This window comes from Ktedonosporobacter rubrisoli, assembly GCF_004208415.1.
Taxonomy (GTDB): Bacteria; Chloroflexota; Ktedonobacteria; order Ktedonobacterales; family Ktedonobacteraceae; genus Ktedonosporobacter; species Ktedonosporobacter rubrisoli.
In genome coordinates this window covers 9,884,104-9,901,781 of the sequence record NZ_CP035758.1, presented here as the reverse complement: position 1 = coordinate 9,901,781, position 17,678 = coordinate 9,884,104, and the positions used below count along the sequence as shown (strand labels likewise).

Below are 17,678 nucleotides of genomic sequence, written 5' to 3'. Positions count from 1 at the left end.
TCTTTCATAGGCCTGCTTCATCCAGCGCATTCAGAGCTTTGCCAGCCGCCTGCGGGGTAGCAATGCGATAAGCGACGCCATGCATACTCTGGATAACCGGCAGCAGATAGGGTTTGAGCTTGGCATCACGCACATAGAGATCATGAAGCACATATGAAGCTGTCTCTACCAACCAGGGGGTCATTTCCGTATCTATTAGCACATGTAATACTGGCTTCAGGCACATCTTGCCGTATCGAGCCAGGCTTTTGGCTGCCATCCAGGCTACCGAGTGGTCACTATCATGCAAAGCCCTAACAAGCACTGGCAGGGCACGATAATCGCAAATCTCTCCCAGTGCCCGCACGCAATGCCAGCGTATCCAGGCAGAGCCGCTTGTACTCTCTCTAATCAAAGCCGGCACCGCTGGAGAACCCAGGTGCACTAATGTAGAGAAAATCTGGCTTCCCAGCTGCTCATCAGCATCACGTAAAGTGCGCAGCAAGGCAGGAACAGCAGCGGGATTCCCTACGCGCCCTAAAGCCTTGGCAGCCTGAAGGCGAACGCTCTGGGTGGAATCGTTGAGTGCCTCAATGAGGGTCGGAGTAGTAGTAATATCGCCAATAAGGCCAAGAATATGGATCGCATTTTCCCTCATTGCCGGACGCGCGTCATGTGCAGCTGCTTGCAGAACATGTTCAGCCCGTCCTGAAGGCATACCAGAGCCAGGTAAGAAAAGCGTTCGCAGGCTTGTTCTAGCATAGGCCGAACGGAGAGGGCCTGGAAGCACAAAAGGTTTGCCGGCCCAGGTCCCTAGCGCAATGAATTCTAATAGATGATGCGCAAGGCGGTCATCATCCAGTGCAGCAACCGAAGTTACCGCCTCTGGATCATTGGCCATGATCCCGTGCAAGAGTCGCCAGGCAGCCCCACGGCGACCTTCAGCCGCCTCTCTGGCAAGTAGCGTTGGTGGCGTCATGCCTACAGGGGGAGCCTGATCAATAAGGGGTTGATCAGCCGGTGTCGAAGAAGCAGCAGTATTTGTATCCGGTAAAGGATCAAAGAGCGTCATAGTCCATACACTCCTTTACAATGCTTTGTCCCATAGACAATCCAGCGATTGTAGATCCGCTATGGAGCGAGCTTGTAACAATCTTCATAGGCGTTCTGCCGGGAACAGAACTTAGTTGATATACTACAAGCACATTTACTTATACATGAGCATAAACACAGGATAGACCGTGCAGAAGTTCTATATGCATAGAAGAGAACAGTTATAGTATATCACATTTAGAAATTCATAATTTATTCTTCATTGTACTCGGCAATATATCAGATCTGAATTGCTATCACCTCTCATGGCAAGGTAACAAACAAAAAAAGGTAGAGCTGGATGCATCCAACTCTACCTTTCTCTCCGTCGTGGAAGATTTATTAGTTATTGCTTGCCATTAAGGGCATTGAATAAGCGTTCTGGCCTGATCGGCAACTGGGTCACCCGAGCGCCAACGGCGTCATCAATAGCATTGGCAATCGCAGCACCGACCGGCACTACAGGGGGCTCACCAACGCCTTTAGCGCCATAAGGGCCAAGTGGCGCCGGAATCTCAACAAGTATGGGCGTAATATTAGGCACGTCTTCACTATGTGGAACCGCATAGTCCATAAACGTGGAGGTGAGCATCTGTCCCTCCTCGTCATAGACAAAGCCCTCCAGTAGCGCCCAGCCAATACCCTGAGTTACCCCACCATAAATCTGTCCCTCAACTTCCGCCGGGTTGATCGCGCGACCGACATCCTGGGCCGCCACATAATCAAGGACGCGTACTTCTCCAGTAGCAGGATCAACAGCTACTTTTGCTATATGGGCTGCATACATGGGTGAAGTCGTGCTATTGGCAGAGCGGCCACGTCCATAAATCGGCTCAAACTGACCGGCAAAGCGCATTGAGGCCTCAGCTATCTGGCGCAAAGTGACGCTCTTGCCCGGAACTCCTCTTACCGCGACATTGCCATCCTCAATTTCCAGATCATCGACTGAAGCTTCCAACATATCGCTAGCAACCTTTAAGATCTGCTCTCGGGCATCGCGCGCAGCCGAGAGAACAGCGGCGCCCATCGTATATATCGTTTTGCTTCCGCCAGTTCCTCCGCTATAGGGCATCGTATCAGTATTTCCATGCGCTACTTCCACCGTATCTGAAGATACGCCAAGTACATCGGAAGCAATCAAGGCCAGCGATGTATCGGAGCCGGTGAGATCGACAGAGCCAACCACTAGCGTAATCGAGCCATCGCTCTCCAGCCGACAGGCGGCGGCTGCCGGCTCAGTACCACCGGGCCAGCCACCAACTGCCACGCCCACGCCAATCTTCCAGCCCTCTAACTCTGCAGGAACCGCTTTTTGCGCACCTCGCTCAGCCCATAAAGGATGCTTTTCGATTTCTTCCAGGCAGTCGATGATGCCAATGCGCGGCCATTGAGGGCTGTGAGGATTGAGCGTCGCATCGCCCTCTTTAAGCGCATTTTTCTTGCGAAACTCAATGGAATCCATCTGCAGCGCCTGGCAAAGTTCACCAACCGCTGATTCCAGGGCAAACGTGCTCTGTGGCGCATTAGGCGCGCGATAAGCTCCCACGCTTACCTTATTGGTTAATACCTCGTAGCAGCGCAAATCAATATTTGGGCAACGATATGTGCTGGTAAGGATATGGCCTCCCAGGCCCGCAGATGCTCCCGGATAGGCCCCGGAATCGAAGATCATCTTTCCTTGCATCGCAACCAGCGTACCATCCCGCTTGGCGCCGAGCTTGAGCGTGATGACAGATTGAGGCGCCGGATTGCCCGCCAGCAAATCTTCCTGACGCGTATAGACAAGGCGCACAGGCTTGCGCAATTTATAGGCCACCGCAGCCCCTAGCGGCTCTGAAAGGCCAAACTTGCCACCAAAGGCTCCCCCAATAGGAACCGACTCTACGCGCACTTGCCGCTCCGCCAGATTCAGGGCCCTGGAAATATCCGAACGCGCGCCTAACATAGCCTGCGTGCTGGGCCAGGCGGTAAGCTGATGGCCCGAAGGGCTGGGCACAACAGTAATGGATTGCGGCTCAAGATAGGACTGATGAACAAAGCTTGTAGTGTATGTGCGCTCAATTACCACATCGGCTTCGCGCAGGCCTGCTTCAATATCTCCGCTACGTATATGCACCTTATCGCTTACATTTTGCGAGAGCTCTTCCTTGTCCTCTTCCTCATCGCTGTCGCCTTCAGAAACTGCCGCGTGTGCACCTCCACCAGCGATCGTAGAAACTTCCTCCTCGCTGCGAGAACGAGCAGGCGGCGACGAGGGCAGTAAGGCGGCAAGCGGATCCACGACCACCGGTAAGGGCTCATAATCCACGTCAACAGCAGCAACGCCATCTTCAGCTGCAGCTTCTGTTTCCCCTATTACCACAGCTACAGGATGCCCACACCAATACACCTCATTTTGTGCAAGAGGAGCCTGCGAGCGCGAAGGACTATTCGCATTCGCCATGCCCAGATTCTTGCTGGTAAACACTGCAACCACGCCTGGCAGAGCTAGCGCTGCCGCAGTATCAATATTGAGAATGCGCGCGTGTGCATAAGGGCTGAGCACAAGCCGAGCATGCAATAAACCAGGAAAAGGGAGATCACCAGCATAGCGAGTTCGACCCGTTATCTTATCAGATCCATCCTGGCGGCGCGTAGCTTTGCCAACTCCAGGCTGTTGCCTCGCTGAGTCAACGGTTTGTGTCATAAAAAATACTACTCCAGTAATCTGCTGTTTCTTGCGGTAGTTATTGTCACGACAAGTTCAATAGCTACCAGGACGTCTAACCAATTGTTTCTTCAAGCTGAGTAGGTCAAGGCAATGGCCAATATATCCATTGTCATCAATATAACGCTTGCGGCGTCTGTTGAGATTACATTTGCTATTCGCTTCAATCCTCAGGCTTCTAACTTAGATTGTGTGGAAAGTGTATCACAAATTCTCCCCACTTGTCAGGAAAGACAGGAATCTTGCTCTTCTTTGGCGCTAATAGCAGCTATGCTCCTTTAAACTCTACAATATCTAGCAAAAGATAAATATATCACCCCAGATCTAACTCCCCATTAACTTATCACAAATTCATAGGCACAGCAAAAAGGCCATTTCTTGTGTATAATAACTACCAAGTGATATTTTGTAACACCATCGCGCCTCAAGATGCTCACAAAGTATCATGCACCTGAACAGTAACAGCGGAGTTATTTTTTCACACACGTGCGGGCCACGAAGCTCGTTTCGTCTGTGAGAGGAGTTATCATTGATGAATGTATGGAGCATCGTACGATCGCTTAACCGTGATCAACGCAACACCTTCACTGCAAGTTTCCTCGGCTGGACGCTGGACGCTTTCGACTATTTTCTACTGACTTTTGTCACCCTGCGCATAGCTAAAGATTTTAACGTCCAATTACCAGCAGTTGCGCTCACTCTCACCCTTACCCTGATGATGCGTCCCCTGGGAGCCCTTATATTTGGTCTATTAGCAGAACGCTTTGGGCGGCGTACCCCGCTGATGATCGACATTATTCTCTACTCCATCATTGAATTGCTTACGGCCTTCTCGCCCAACTACATAGTTTTCCTTATCCTGCGTATTATCTTTGGCATTGCCATGGGCGGAGAATGGGGCTTAGGTGCCTCATTGGCCATGGAGTCTCTGCCAACCGAGGCCCGGGGCCTTTTCTCAGGCATATTGCAGCAAGGCTACGCCTTTGGTTATTTGCTTGGCGCAATTGCCTATTTCGTCGTCTTTACCATCGCACCTACAGCCAGCTGGCGTATCATGTTTATCATTGGCGTACTGCCTGCCTTGCTGGTAGTATTCATCCGCGCACGTGTCCCCGAATCTCCGGTCTGGGAACACCATCAGACGCTCTTGCGCGAAAAGGGAGTCAGCTTATGGCAGGGCATATGGAATGCGATCAAATCTCATCCGATTCTTTTCATCTATCTTATAGTGCTTATGACCGCCTTCAATAGCCTCTCGCACGGCACGCAAGATAACCTGCCGACCTTCCTGCAGGCTCAGCTTAAGCTCGGGGTAAGCGCCACCAGCACCATCACCATCATCTCGAATATTGGCGCAATTATTGGAGGAACGCTATTTGGCTACTATTCGCAGTACTGGGGGCGACGACGAACAATCATCATTGCTTGCATCATCGGGCTCATCATGATCCCTCTCTGGTCGGGCCTGCTACGCATCCCCGGCATAAGCGTACTCGTCACCATCGCAGTCGGAGCATTTTTGCTCCAATTCATGGTTCAGGGCGCCTGGGGCATCATTCCAGTTCACCTCAACGAACTTTCCCCCACAGATGTTCGCGGCACCTTCCCCGGCTTTGCTTACCAGCTAGGAAATCTCTTCGCCGCCTACATCGTCTTTGGCGAAACCGCGCTGGCCCAGAACCTGGGAACAGCCAAGACGCCAAACTTTGGGATTGCCCTGGCCATCTTTTCATTGGGAGCTTTTCTGGCGGTGATTATCTTTGCCGCGATTGGCAAAGAGGCCCGAGGTATCGACTTCATGCATAGCAGCACTGTGGAAGGTGGCACAAGTAGCCAGCCGGAGGAGGCTCAAGCATAACAAGACATGGATAAAGCGCAGAGCCAGTTAGCCACCTGTACGTATCCCTGGATCTGTTAGCAGCGCTTCTCTTCTTTGAAATGCACTATGCCCCTGGGTTGATCAACTCAGGGGCATTCTTTAGCAGTGACCAGCCAGGCTATACAATCATGCCCGAGGCGCTGCGCTCGGGGCGATCCACAAAACGCGATGCCCGGATATCATTATAAAAAGGCGCTATCAAAGGAAGATAGCCAGCAATCACCTGTTCAGCATAAGGTCCCAGAGGCTCTTTAGCGGCTGCTACTCTCCAGGTACGCATTCCCGGGCGATCAGCTGGCAGCGCGGTAACGTTGACACCCAGCTTATTCATTATCTCCATATTCTGCTGAGCAAGCACCGGGTGGGGCACATAAGCATAGAGAGGTGAATCCATCTCTTCCAATTGATGTGTTATCTGAGCCGGCAAATGTCCATACTGCTCACAAGCCGCTCTCACCTCTTTAAGCAGCTCTTCTTCGGAGAGCGCAAAGATAGCGTCAAGAGCTTGCAGCAGATTCATGCCCCGATTCAGCAGGATCATGCGCCCGTGGGCCAGGCGATTGGTCAAGGATTCATTACGAGCAGTGCGCCTGGCATCTTGCAACTGCTGAGTAATACCAGATAAAGGCAGCATGTCTAATTTACGATCAAGAAAAGCTATCACATCTGCCGTATTGCCATCTCCTTGCCAGCTGCGGAGAAGCTTTAAGCAGCGCTCGCCCTCATAAGCTTTCACAGTTCTGGGAACGCTAAGCAAGCTTCCTTTACGCTCGCATATCCAGAGCGCATGCAAATACCGTACTATATCGAACACGGGGAATGTAGAAAAACGCTTCTGACCATGTACGTCTGCAACGAATTGAAAACTCGCCTCAAATTCTGTCCGCAAGCGCTCAAAAGCTTCAAGCTTCTGCTGTATTATATGCTGCATCCTGGGAATTACTGCTGTTGCCATAGTAGATCCGCCTTTCATAATAGGAACGCCTCTGTAGTAACACGTGCGGAAGCCAGTATGAGTAGACGTTTTCATGGGACCATCAGCAAGCTTGAAGCAATATGCACAGATATCTACGCGCTTAACTTGTCTTTCATACAATATCCTGTAAGAAATGGAGCTCACAAGCAACAGATACGCTTTTGCGAGATCCATCGCTTGTGAGAAAGCCTGATCCTCCTCCACCTGAAAATCTCCGCTCGTCAGGGTCGTGACAACGAAAGCCACCTATTTCGCTGCCTAGAAAGTTGATCCTTGATCCTCTGAGAAATTAGATTGGTGGAAAATGCGGATAAGCTCTTCTTCGACTTGCTGCCATGCCATCTGCTCTGCTTGCATGTTATTCAACAGGCGATGCGTATTCAAAGCCTCGGTCATAATGGTGTGGACGCGCTGCCTGAAGGTAGCTAAATGCTGCTGCTGCTGAGCAGGAGAGGGCATCATATAAAGTTCAATTTTTTCGGGTGGATAGAACTCGGAGGGATCAAAAGCTAAAGTAGCTAAACGAGTATAACCATGAATAAGAGAAAGTCGATTTTGCGAGAGAAAATAGTTAGGCTGCGTGCTTGAAAAAAGCAAGCAACCGGCGACGCGATTGGCATAGAGAATAGGAGAAGCCATAGCGCTCACCTCATTCTCTGTCCTCCGAGCCGGAACAAGAGTTGTCTCGGCCGCCAGATCCTGGACGGCGCGCGGATAGCAGGTCGATACAACATAGCCTGCAAGGGATTCTGCCCCAAGAAACATACTTTTAGTCTCCAGATCTGCTTCCCAGGGTGGGGTCCCTTGTCCAAGGCATTCACGCAGACTGCGGATTTTTCCTCCTACAGAAGACGGTGGCATACATCTCACCACAGTAATCGCCATCCCGACTCGCTCAGGATCAAGTCTCCTGAGTGCATGCTGGATGATCAAACGGCTGACGGTCCAGAAGCGGAGCGTATCTGGAGAGGTAGCCAGAACATCCAGAACCTGCATAATAAATTGATACGCAATCTCAGCTGGTGGATCAGTTGGTAACTGATCCGAAGCAAGGTCTTGCTCTTCGCCCAACAACTCAAGGAAGCGTGAACGATGCTGCTTGGGCAACGCTTGCACCAATTGGCGCACATTATGAGGGCGGGGCACCGATTCACCCGTAATCCAGCGATTGAGCGTAATGGGACGGACGCCTATTTCATTAGCAAGACGCTCTCGGTCAGCAGAACTGCTAGCGATTTGCCCCAGCAATTCTCGCCAAGAAGATAACTCCGACATTGCCTCCCCCTTACCTTGGCTGTAACAGAAGCGATACAAATGTCACCAATTATTTATAATAGCAGAGAAACGTAGTAACGTCAAATAGCTATATTGCACTTTCTTATTCTGGATGCTTCTAACGCTTTCTGGCTCAGGCTGCAGCCTGAAACGATTGCCCAATCTATCATTGATAGTTTACATAACCTATTACAGACAGGTCATCCTGGGTTATAGAACTTGCGCTCAGTAAGAGGCTGGCATATGTAGCTAGATGCCCAGATCTATCGCCGGCGCACATAGCATGATGGCGAGGCATAATTAGAGCCTGCGCGAACTCATTTCATAAACGCGCCACTTCCGATAACCCAGCCTGGCGTAGAAGCCGGCATCGGAGGGCCATACCCAGCCGATATAGCTGTTATATACGCCTCGCTCTTTAAGCAGTTCGCAGGCTCGGGCAAGCAGAGCGGTACCAATGCCACGTCCCTGAGCATAGCCGGCGACGCTTAGCGCATCTATTGAGCCAGTATTCCACCCAAGCGTGGCGCGCCAGACTACATCCATGCGTGCCGGATGCGATTGCGGCGTGGATAACAGAAGCGCCCCCACCACAATTCCATCCTGCGTTCGTGCCAGCAAGATATCCTGGTAGTCGCCAAGATTAAGCAGATATTGATAGTTCGACAGTCTATCAGCACACTCATAGTCAACAAAGTTCAAGATGGCTTGCGCATCCTTCGGGTTTGCCTGGGCCAGGCTTATTTGCTGGTCAGAGAGGCGCTGATAAATATGAGAGGGCACGGTGTAATGGCTTAAATCGCGCGTCAGATCATAAACTGTCTCTCGAATCTTCCAGCCTTGGGCCTGGAAAAAGGCCAGGGCGTGGGGAAGATTTATAGGGATGCCCCACCAGAAGCATGGCGAAACCCAGGCTAGCTCTATGCTGTTTAGGCTCGCTTCATATAGATACGTCAGAGCCTTCTCGTGCAGGGCGAGGCCAAGTCCCTGGCCTTGATGGGAGGGAGTAACCATCAAAGCCAAAAGGTGGCCGCTTCTCTTTCCCCATCTCTCGCTTTGTGAGGTGGCCACAAAGCCAATAGCCTCTCCATTCTCCCAGGCCACAAAGTGCTGAGCAAAGGGCGCTGCCAGAATTTGTTGGAAGCGCTCAAAGTCAATGGGCCAAAGCTCCCCAAGCGCTGCCTGCCAGAGCAGAAACACCGCACTCGCATCCGTTGCGGCTATATACAGCCGGATTCGCCATCTTATCTCCTGCATAATTTGCGCTCTTACTCCTCATAAAATTTGTCGTGACCAGTTATACTATGTGCATCTTGCCCATAATAAAATATTGGTATCTGTGTAACGCTTCTCTCAACAAACCCGTATTACCATCGTGTATCCTATAAAATAGGAGGAAGATGTGAAAGAACCTGCTAAGCGCGTGCGTAATCCTGCTGACTATGGCTACCCATCAACAGATATCGAGGCTCTCAAGGCTAAAGCGGCAGAAGTGACAGAGCGCTTAACTGAAGCCTATGGAGAACTGCCTTTCTCGCCCAAAGATCCCATGAGCCAGTTAGTAGATATTCTACTCTCTCATCGCACCAGAGATGAGCAGACAGCGGCAGCATACGCTAACCTGCTCGAAGTTTTCGGTTCATGGGAAGGCGTGCGCGATGCCCCAACCGACCAGGTGCAGGCAGCAATTGCTAATGTGAACTGGCCCGAAGTAAAGGTGCCCCGCCTTCAAGCCGTTATGCGGCAGATTACTGAGGAGCGGGGAAATCTTGATCTCAATTTTTTATGTGAGCTTCCCGTCAATGAAGCGGCAACATGGCTAAATCGCTTCGAAGGGGTGGGACCGAAAACAACTGCCTGTGTGCTACTTTTTAGCTGCAAGCTTCCTTTACTTCCAGTCGACGTGCACGTTCATCGCGTCTCGGGGCGCCTGGGCTTGATTGGCAAGAAGGTTTCGGCCGACGCAGCCCATTCCCTTTTGCAAGCGCTCTTGCCACAAGATTCACGTAGCATTTATGACTTCCATAAAGCGCTGTTGCGCCATGGCCAGCGCGTGTGCGTATTTGAACGCCCCCGCTGCAAGAAATGTGTCATTACCGATCTCTGCAATTACTATAAAACTGTAGTTCAACCAGGAATGCAGAAATAAGCTGGAATAAGCAGAGCCCAGGCCAGTGTTTTAGTCTATACAACATTTTTCTGCTGCGCCCCTTCAGATGCTTCAAAGAAGCAGCCGAGCAGAGAAACGAGCCCATATAGAACAAATTCTAGCTCTATTTCCAAGAGGAGAAACGCAAGATAATGAGTCGCGATTGGAATGAATTTAATAATCCCGTAATTGAAGAATTTCGTGCAAATGGTGGCAAAGTAAAGGGCTGGGGTCCTTTAATCCTTCTTACGATCAAAGGTGCCAAAACAGGACAGCCGCATATCTACCCTCTGATGGCGGTTCCCTATGGGAATAGCTACCTTGCAGTTGGTTCCAAAGGAGGCGCCGAAAAAAATCCCGTGTGGTATCACAACCTGGTCGCCAATCCCGAGATCACCGTTGAGGATGGAAAAGAAACATTCACAGCAACCGCCAGGCTGCTAAGCGGTGAGGAGCGCGAGCGGGCCTTTACGAAGGCTGTGGCTGTATATCCAAACTATGCCGAGTATCAAAAGAAAACTGAGCGCATAATCCCCGTTTTCCTGCTTGAAAGGCAAACAAACTCGTAAGCACTATCCGCATTGCAATGGTGAGGATGCAAAAGGTTGGGGGCCAGGCCTCCAATCCTCCTTTGCCATACAATATCGCTATCTCTCAGGTTGAGGACCGGTGGAGTCTTTCTTTCCTCAAGTCTTTGCTGTAGTCCTTACATAAGGTCGCTTCATCCAACACCCTACAGATAAAAATAGGAACTTCTCCTAATGGACTACGCGCTTTTCCTCCAGCTATACTACCAGTGCATATTACCATGACACAACGAGCTTAGTTGAGTTAATTCGATACAACAGGAGATGATGACGTGCAGATAGTCATTCTTCTTTACGACGGCCTGACCGCCCTTGATGCAATAGGTCCTTACGAAGTTTTGAGCTGTGTTCCCAACGCAACTATCAGTTTTGTGGCGGAAAGCAACGGGCCAATTCGCACCGACACCAACGCCCTAGCCTTGATGGCAGAGGCCACGCTTACAGAAGTTCCGCAGCCTGATGTCCTGCTTATCCCGGGTGGAAACACGGGCACAATTGCCGCCGCCCAAAATCAACAAATTCTCGACTGGGTACGATCAGCCTATGCTACTTCACGCTGGACCACCTCTGTATGTACGGGCGCAATGGTTCTAGGAGCGGCAGGATTATTAAAAGGCAAACGCGCTACTACCTATTGGAGTGCCGGGCCCTTTCTTGAGTCCAACTATGGAGCAACCTACATTGCAGAGCGCTATGTCCAGGATGGCAAAATTGTCACGGCTGCTGGCGTCTCGGCTGGTATCGATATGGCCCTCTTCCTCGCCAGCCAGCTAACCGATACCGAGACAGCGCAGGCTATACAGCTTGCCCTTGAATACGATCCTCAGCCACCTTTTGCTTCAGGAGCGCCCCATAAAACAACGCAAGCTATCATCGAAAAGGCCCAGAGTTTATTGCGTGAAGGCAAACGACGCTAAACCCGCTGTGCCGAAAACTGTTCATCTCAGATCCAGCCGCGGACCATAAAAGCAGCTATCTCCCTGCTAGATGGTGAGGACTTCATATCATTTTCATGAAGCGGCGAGGAGATGTTATGAATACAAACAGGAAAACTATTATGGATATATCAAGGTCCAGACAACATTTTCTACATACTATAGTATCTATCTTTCTCGCCCTGCTCACTTTACAGTTGGCAGCCTGTGGCATACCTCAACCGAATTCTAAGCAGTCAGCCCCTCCAGAGCCTGGCACCTATAAACCTGTCACTCTACAGAATTGTGGCCATACACTTATCTTTACTAAACCGCCAGAGCGGGTCATCTCAACCTATCAAACTACTACCGACATCCTGCTCAAGTTAGGTTTAGAGAAACATATCGTCGGTATTTACTTTGGATCGGTGTATCAGCCCCAACCTGAGTTTGACGCCCAGTATAAACATCTCAATGACCTTGGAGGCAGCATGCTAACAGTCCCGCCCAAGGAAAAAGTGCTAAGCTTGCATGCCGATTTTGTCTTCTCTGCCTATCCTGCCGGCGACTTTCTCGCCTCTTATGGCTCAGTTACCCAGGAGCAATTTAATGCTATAGGAGCCCAGATTTATGGCATGAGCGGCGAATGTGCGCCAGACTCTATCCATGTGCAGGCCACTAGCGTCTATGAGGATATTCTCAATATCGGACGCATCTTTAGCATTGAAGCCCGAGCCCAGACGCTTGTCAACTCCATGCGAGCGCGCGTTGAAGCCATACAGAAGCGCCTTGCGCATCGTCCTCTTACCCCCGTTATCGCCATGCCAGATTTCTCCGCTACCCAGATGCAACCACCCTTTACATTCATCGGCGCTGGTATCTACACCGATATATTGCGCCTGGCCGGGGGAAATAATCTTTTTGCGGCCCAGAATCAAACCTATCCTTCAATAAGCCAGGAGGCTCTGGCTATCCAAAAGCCCGAGGTATATGTGCTTATCCATTACAAGGATGCTGACGCGGCAAGACTTACCTCATACTTGTTCACAACATATCCAAATATCCCGGCTTCCAGGCAGCACCGAACTATCACCATTGAGGCCAACCAGTGGGATATAGGGCTTTTTATGCCAAATACCGTAGAAACGCTGGCGCATACTTTGCATCCAGAGGTTTTCGCATGAGTATCTCAGCTAAATCCAGGCAAGCATCACAACATATGGAGCATATGCGAACTGACAGCGCACGTTCTACTTACTATTTCTGGCTCCTTCTGAGCGGGCTAGGCCTCGCTCTGGTGGGAGCGATTATCCTTTCCGTTGCGACAGGTGCTGCCTCGCTCTCGTTTCAGCACGTCTGCAATATTCTCGTCAGCCACCTTTCGCAAGGGAAGCTGGCCTGGCAAGCTATCGATCCGACAGAAGATAGCATCGTCTGGACCTTTCGCCTACCCCGTGTGTTGCTAGCAGGAATTGTAGGCGCTGCTCTGGCTGTCAGCGGCACCACCTTACAGGCTCTGGTACGCAATCCGCTTGCTGATCCCTACATCTTCGGCATCTCTTCAGGGGCATCGGTAGGCGCGGTTGCTGTCCTGACATTGGGACCCACCCTTCTTATCGGCCTCTCATTTCAGGCCTCCGCCTTTGCAGGAGCCCTTATTACTATGCTGCTGGTATACCTGCTAGCCCAACAGGGAGGCCGCGTCGTACCCATGCGCTTACTGCTAGCCGGAATTGCCCTTGGTTATACATTGCAAGCCGTGACGAGTTACCTTGTCCTGATCTCAAGCCGGCCGGGCGGAGGTGTCGCCGGTGTACTATACTGGCTTGCTGGCTCGCTAGCTACTGCTACCTGGTCTGATCTTGGTCTGCCAGCGCTCTTGCTCTTTCTGATCACCCTGCTCCTTATTCTACAGGCACGTCAGCTCAATGCCCTGCTGATGGGCGAAGAGAGCGCAACGGCATTGGGCATTAACCTGCCCCGCTTTCGCCTCCAACTTTTTGTGTTGACTTCCTTACTCGTAGGAATTGCAGTCTCTGTAAGCGGGGCAATTGGTTTTGTAGGGCTCATGCTTCCACATATCATCCGCTTTTTTGTAGGAGCTAATCATCGTCGTCTTTTACCTCTTGTGGCGCTAGGTGGAGCTCTCTATCTTATCCTTGTCGACTTGCTCGGGCGCTTGCTTATCGCACCACAGGAGCTCCCAGTAGGAATTATGACGGCTATACTTGGCGGCCCTTTTTTTCTCTGGTTACTCAGCCGCCGCGACAAATCCGCGCAGAAAGGTGACATATAAACATGCAGCGATTAGCTAACAGAAGTGACAAGCAACGGGATCTCACTGCAACATCAATGCACCTGGAGGCCAGAAATGTTAGCGCCGAATTGGCAGGCCGGCGCATCGTGAAAGCTGTGAATATGCACGTTAAGCCCGGTGAGCTCGTTGGCTTGATTGGACCTAATGGGAGCGGCAAATCGACTTTACTGCGTACGGTCTATCGCATATTACGCCCTCGCGCAGGCCAGATCTTGCTTAATACAGATGATGTATGGAAGTTAAGCGCACGCGAGTCAGCCCGGCGCACAGGCGTGGTCGTACAGGAGTCGCCACACGATTTTGAGTTTACCGTGCGCGAGATTGTAAAGATGGGGCGCATCCCACATAAAGGCATGCTGGCTAGAGATAACCAGGACGACGAAGAGATCGTGACGCAGGCCTTAGAACGAGTGCAAATGCTCAGCTTCTCGGCACGTAGCTACGCCACGCTCTCAGGCGGTGAGAAACAGCGCGTCCTGGTCGCACGGGCCCTGGCCCAGCAGCCTCAACTCTTCATCCTTGATGAACCAACCAATCACCTTGATATCCAACACCAGCTTGAGCTTCTTGAGCTCGTGCACACTATTGGGATTACCACTCTGCTTACGCTCCACGATCTCAACCTTGCCGCGGCCTACTGCCAGCGCCTCTACGTTCTCGCGCAAGGAGAAATCATCGCTGAAGGAACACCAGAGCAAGCCCTGACACCAGAGATTATCAAGCAAGTTTTTCATGTTCACGCGGTTACGGGAAGACACCCGCTTACGGGATGCCTACAGCTTTCTTTTGTCCCTCTACATGCTACTGAGGGCGTGTGCTAGAGGAAGTTTGACGAGACATGCATGTTATACTTCCTCTAGCAAGTAGAGGAGAGGAGAACAGACATGCGCAATCGCGATGTACTTGAGATACTAAATATACTTGAGCAGGCAGGTATTAAAGTCTGGCTAGATGGTGGCTGGGGTATTGATGCCCTTATCGGCAGGCAAACACGCACGCACTCCGACCTGGATCTTGTCATTAATCTGAAGCAGGTTGAGCAAGCTCAGCAAGCGCTTGCGCTAAAAGGCTTTGCAGCGCAAGAGGATGAGCTTCCCAACAGAATTGTTTTTCAGGATCATAACACGCGCCAGATAGATTTTCACCCGGTCACCTTTGATCGTAACGGAGCCGGCATACAGCAACTGCCGGATGGCCAGGCATTTAGTTATGCAGCACAGGGCTTTACGACCCGGGGCACAATCGATGGACAGGTTGTAAGTTGCATTTCGCCCGAAGTCCAGGCCGACTGCCATTACGGATACGAGCCGGATGAGGATGATTGGCACGATATGCAATTATTACGTACTCACTTTGGCATTACGCTGCACAAGCCATATCAATGAGAGCGCCCTCCGGATTGTGGAGAGCGCCTATTTCTATCTGTCGCTGAGCAAACTGTTCTCCAGTCCCTTCACCCTTGAGAGCTAGAAGGAGCAGGCTTTTCTATGACCACACTCAACACAGTATCATAAAACAGCAGTTCGAACTCATGGCTCAAGCGCACGGCACGCGTAATGCGCTGGCGCTCCTCAGGCGTATCAAAGCGCGCCAGTAAAGCCTGATCCACAGGCGAAACATAGGCTTCCAGAACGTCATGGGCAGAGAAAAATTCTACCTGATCCTGATTTAAGCCATAATTCCGCATCAAGGCTGGACCAACACGCGCACATATTTGAATAAAGATATCTTCGCTGGCACTTACCGAGGCCAGTTTCTCGCCTGGGGAGCCATAAGCCAGCATCCAGTAGAAAAAGTTGGTCAGAGCCATACAGCCCGCCAGCGGCTCAACTGCAGCAAAATCCGCCTGAGCTAAGCCCAGTGCCTCGCCAAAGCGTAAGAGTAATTTATAGCCCCCAACCTTGGGAACAAGCTTACTCAATAGCAATTCCTGCACTTCAAGATCAGGGGCTGCGGCAATAGCCAGAGCATCCAGGCGATATGCCTCGCGCACTAACCACCAATCCTGCAAAGCGAAGATACGCAGCCGCTCCACTTCCAGCGTTCCGTTCTCTATCCCTATCCATAAAGGATGATAGAGCAGACGTTGACGCAATGGTTCCAGATCTTCAGTCAACAGAGTATCAGCAAAACTCACTAACAGCCTCTCTTCTAATCTCTCATCTGCCAAAAGCTGCAAGGCTTCTATTTGAAGAGATCCACAAAGGTCAAAGGCGAGATGGACATTGGCGCTATCCCTTCTCCACAGCTGCTTAAGCCGGGCGACGCATAATCGGCTTCAAGGCTGGATAGAGAGCACGATATGTCTCATACGCCTGAGCATAGGCCTCGGCATGCTCTACATCGGGCTCTGTTCGCTCAACGACCCGCACGGTCTGCTCACACGCTTCCACCACCGATGTGTAAACGCCGCCTGCCACGCCAGCGAGCAAAGCTGCCCCGAAAGCCGGCCCCTCGGTTGCATTCGTCAACACAAGTTCAGTACCAAGCACATCAGCGATAATCTGGCGCCAGAGAGCGCTTTTTGCGCCTCCACCGGTAGCACGCATCTGATCCAACTGTAGCCCCTGCTCGCGAATAATCGCAAAGCAATCCTTCAAGCTAAAGGCAACACCTTCTAGCACGGCACGCACAAGATGACGGCGGTCATGGCTGGCCGTCAGCCCAAGCCAGCCACCACGCGCATAAGCATCGAGATGAGGAGTGCGCTCGCCCTGGAGATAAGGTAAAAATATCAGGCCTTCGCTGCCTGGCGGAACGCTCTCAGCCTCCTTCGTGAGATGATCATAGGCATCCACTCCTGTCCAGCGTTCCAGCGCGCGTTCGGGCAAACCAATATTATCGCGCACCCAGCGCAGGGACAGGCCAGCTCCTTGTGTGACTCCCATGAGATACCAGGCATCCCTAACCGCATGATTAAAGGTATGCACGCGCGGCACTGGACCGGATCTATCGACCTGCGGACTGCTAGCATAAGCCAGGACAATACCGCTTGTACCAATCGAGACAAGAGCCAGGCCTGGCTTTACCACGCCATTGCCGACCGCGCCACAAGCATTATCAGCTCCGCCGCCCGCCACAGGCGTTCCGACCGGCAAGCCCGTCAGCGACGCGACTTCGGCCGTAATCGTACCGCTCGCCGCATCAGCTGGCACAACAGGCGGCAAAAGCTCGGGATTAATATCGAGGGCCTGCAAAACTTCCTGCGACCACGCTCCCCGCTTTACATCAAGCAAACAGGTGCCAGCCGCATCGGAAATCTCCATGGCCTGCACCCCTGTAAGCAAATAGCGAATATAATCTTTAGGTAACAGCAACTTACGCGCTCTGGCAAATATCTCTGGCTCATTATCGCGTATCCAGAGCAGCTTAGGAGCGGAGAAACCTGTCAGGGCCGGATTGCTCACATACGCAATGAGCTGCTCGGCGCCAATCTTCTCGGTTATCCAGCGGCTCTGAGCCTCGCTGCGCTGGTCAGCCCAGATAATACAAGGGCGCAACACCTGCTGCGCCGCATCGAGCAGGACGACACCATGCATTTGTCCAGAGAGACCCAAACCTTTTACTTCAGAGGGCTGAATTCCTTGCTTAGATGCCGCATCGAGGCAGGCACGAATAGCTGTAACTGTCGCCTGCCACCAATCAGAAGGACGTTGCTCAGCCCAGCCAGGTTGGGGATGAAACAGAGGATAATCAATAAAGGCGTCGGCTAAAACCCGGCCATCTTCAACAGCGAAGAGTGCAGCTTTGACGCCGGTTGTACCGAGATCAATGCCGAGTAAGGTTTGCATAGATTACAGGAC

General features: G+C 51.6%; 15 protein-coding genes. 8 read left to right on the top strand and 7 right to left on the bottom strand.

The window, feature by feature from the left end; translation table 11 throughout:
- Nucleotides 1–4: 4 nt before the first annotated feature.
- Nucleotides 5–1,051, bottom strand: a complete 1,047-nt coding sequence (locus EPA93_RS42425) for a HEAT repeat domain-containing protein (RefSeq protein ID WP_129893352.1) — start codon at nt 1,049–1,051, stop codon at nt 5–7.
- A 366-nt stretch (nt 1,052–1,417) separates the two neighbouring features.
- Nucleotides 1,418–3,757 carry a xanthine dehydrogenase family protein molybdopterin-binding subunit gene (locus tag EPA93_RS42420; protein WP_129893351.1) on the bottom strand — a complete coding sequence of 780 codons (2,340 nt, stop codon included), beginning with the start codon at nt 3,755–3,757 and terminating at the stop codon, nt 1,418–1,420.
- Nucleotides 3,758–4,310: 553 nt separating this feature from the next.
- Here EPA93_RS42420 and EPA93_RS42415 point away from each other — a divergent pair.
- Nucleotides 4,311–5,636 carry an MFS transporter gene (locus tag EPA93_RS42415; RefSeq protein ID WP_129893350.1) on the top strand — a complete coding sequence of 442 codons (1,326 nt, stop codon included), beginning with the start codon at nt 4,311–4,313 and terminating at the stop codon, nt 5,634–5,636.
- 139 nt (nt 5,637–5,775) lie between these two features.
- On the opposite strand, the gene EPA93_RS42410 is transcribed toward EPA93_RS42415, so the two are convergent.
- The 3 genes from EPA93_RS42410 to EPA93_RS42400 form a co-directional block, all read right to left on the bottom strand.
- Nucleotides 5,776–6,612 carry a hypothetical protein gene (locus EPA93_RS42410; protein WP_129893349.1) on the bottom strand — a complete coding sequence of 279 codons (837 nt, stop codon included), beginning with the start codon at nt 6,610–6,612 and terminating at the stop codon, nt 5,776–5,778.
- A gap of 279 nt (nt 6,613–6,891) precedes the next feature.
- Nucleotides 6,892–7,908 carry a helix-turn-helix transcriptional regulator gene (locus tag EPA93_RS42405; RefSeq protein WP_129893348.1) on the bottom strand — a complete coding sequence of 339 codons (1,017 nt, stop codon included), beginning with the start codon at nt 7,906–7,908 and terminating at the stop codon, nt 6,892–6,894.
- Nucleotides 7,909–8,208: 300 nt separating this feature from the next.
- Nucleotides 8,209–9,165 carry a GNAT family N-acetyltransferase gene (locus tag EPA93_RS42400; RefSeq protein ID WP_129893347.1) on the bottom strand — a complete coding sequence of 319 codons (957 nt, stop codon included), beginning with the start codon at nt 9,163–9,165 and terminating at the stop codon, nt 8,209–8,211.
- Between the two features lie 145 nt (nt 9,166–9,310).
- Between EPA93_RS42400 and EPA93_RS42395 the strand changes: the two genes are divergently transcribed.
- The 7 genes from EPA93_RS42395 (at nt 9,311) to EPA93_RS42365 (ending at nt 15,260) form a co-directional block, all read left to right on the top strand.
- Complete coding sequence (locus EPA93_RS42395; protein ID WP_129893346.1) at nt 9,311–10,057, top strand: endonuclease III domain-containing protein; 747 nt, start codon at nt 9,311–9,313, stop codon at nt 10,055–10,057.
- A gap of 152 nt (nt 10,058–10,209) precedes the next feature.
- Nucleotides 10,210–10,626, top strand: coding sequence for a nitroreductase family deazaflavin-dependent oxidoreductase (locus EPA93_RS42390; protein ID WP_165423764.1), 417 nt, complete (start codon nt 10,210–10,212; stop codon nt 10,624–10,626).
- Nucleotides 10,627–10,916: 290 nt separating this feature from the next.
- Complete coding sequence (locus EPA93_RS42385; protein WP_129893344.1) at nt 10,917–11,561, top strand: DJ-1/PfpI family protein; 645 nt, start codon at nt 10,917–10,919, stop codon at nt 11,559–11,561.
- Nucleotides 11,562–11,701: 140 nt separating this feature from the next.
- A complete protein-coding gene (locus EPA93_RS42380; protein WP_165423763.1) occupies nt 11,702–12,742 on the top strand; it encodes an ABC transporter substrate-binding protein in 1,041 nt (346 codons plus the stop codon).
- 44 nt (nt 12,743–12,786) lie between these two features.
- Nucleotides 12,787–13,854, top strand: coding sequence for a FecCD family ABC transporter permease (locus EPA93_RS42375; protein WP_129893342.1), 1,068 nt, complete (start codon nt 12,787–12,789; stop codon nt 13,852–13,854).
- 2 nt (nt 13,855–13,856) lie between these two features.
- On the top strand, nt 13,857–14,696 hold the full coding sequence (locus EPA93_RS42370; protein WP_207229346.1) for an ABC transporter ATP-binding protein: 840 nt from the start codon (nt 13,857–13,859) through the stop codon (nt 14,694–14,696).
- Nucleotides 14,697–14,759: 63 nt separating this feature from the next.
- Nucleotides 14,760–15,260, top strand: coding sequence for a nucleotidyltransferase domain-containing protein (locus EPA93_RS42365; protein ID WP_129893341.1), 501 nt, complete (start codon nt 14,760–14,762; stop codon nt 15,258–15,260).
- Nucleotides 15,261–15,328: 68 nt separating this feature from the next.
- Here the strand turns inward: EPA93_RS42365 and EPA93_RS42360 are convergent, their stop codons facing one another.
- On the bottom strand, nt 15,329–16,012 hold the full coding sequence (locus EPA93_RS42360) for a thiaminase II/PqqC family protein (RefSeq protein WP_165423762.1): 684 nt from the start codon (nt 16,010–16,012) through the stop codon (nt 15,329–15,331).
- Between the two features lie 115 nt (nt 16,013–16,127).
- Entirely contained in the window at nt 16,128–17,666 is a 1,539-nt protein-coding gene (gene xylB / locus EPA93_RS42355) for a xylulokinase (RefSeq protein ID WP_129893339.1), read from the bottom strand.
- Nucleotides 17,667–17,678 lie beyond the last annotated feature (12 nt).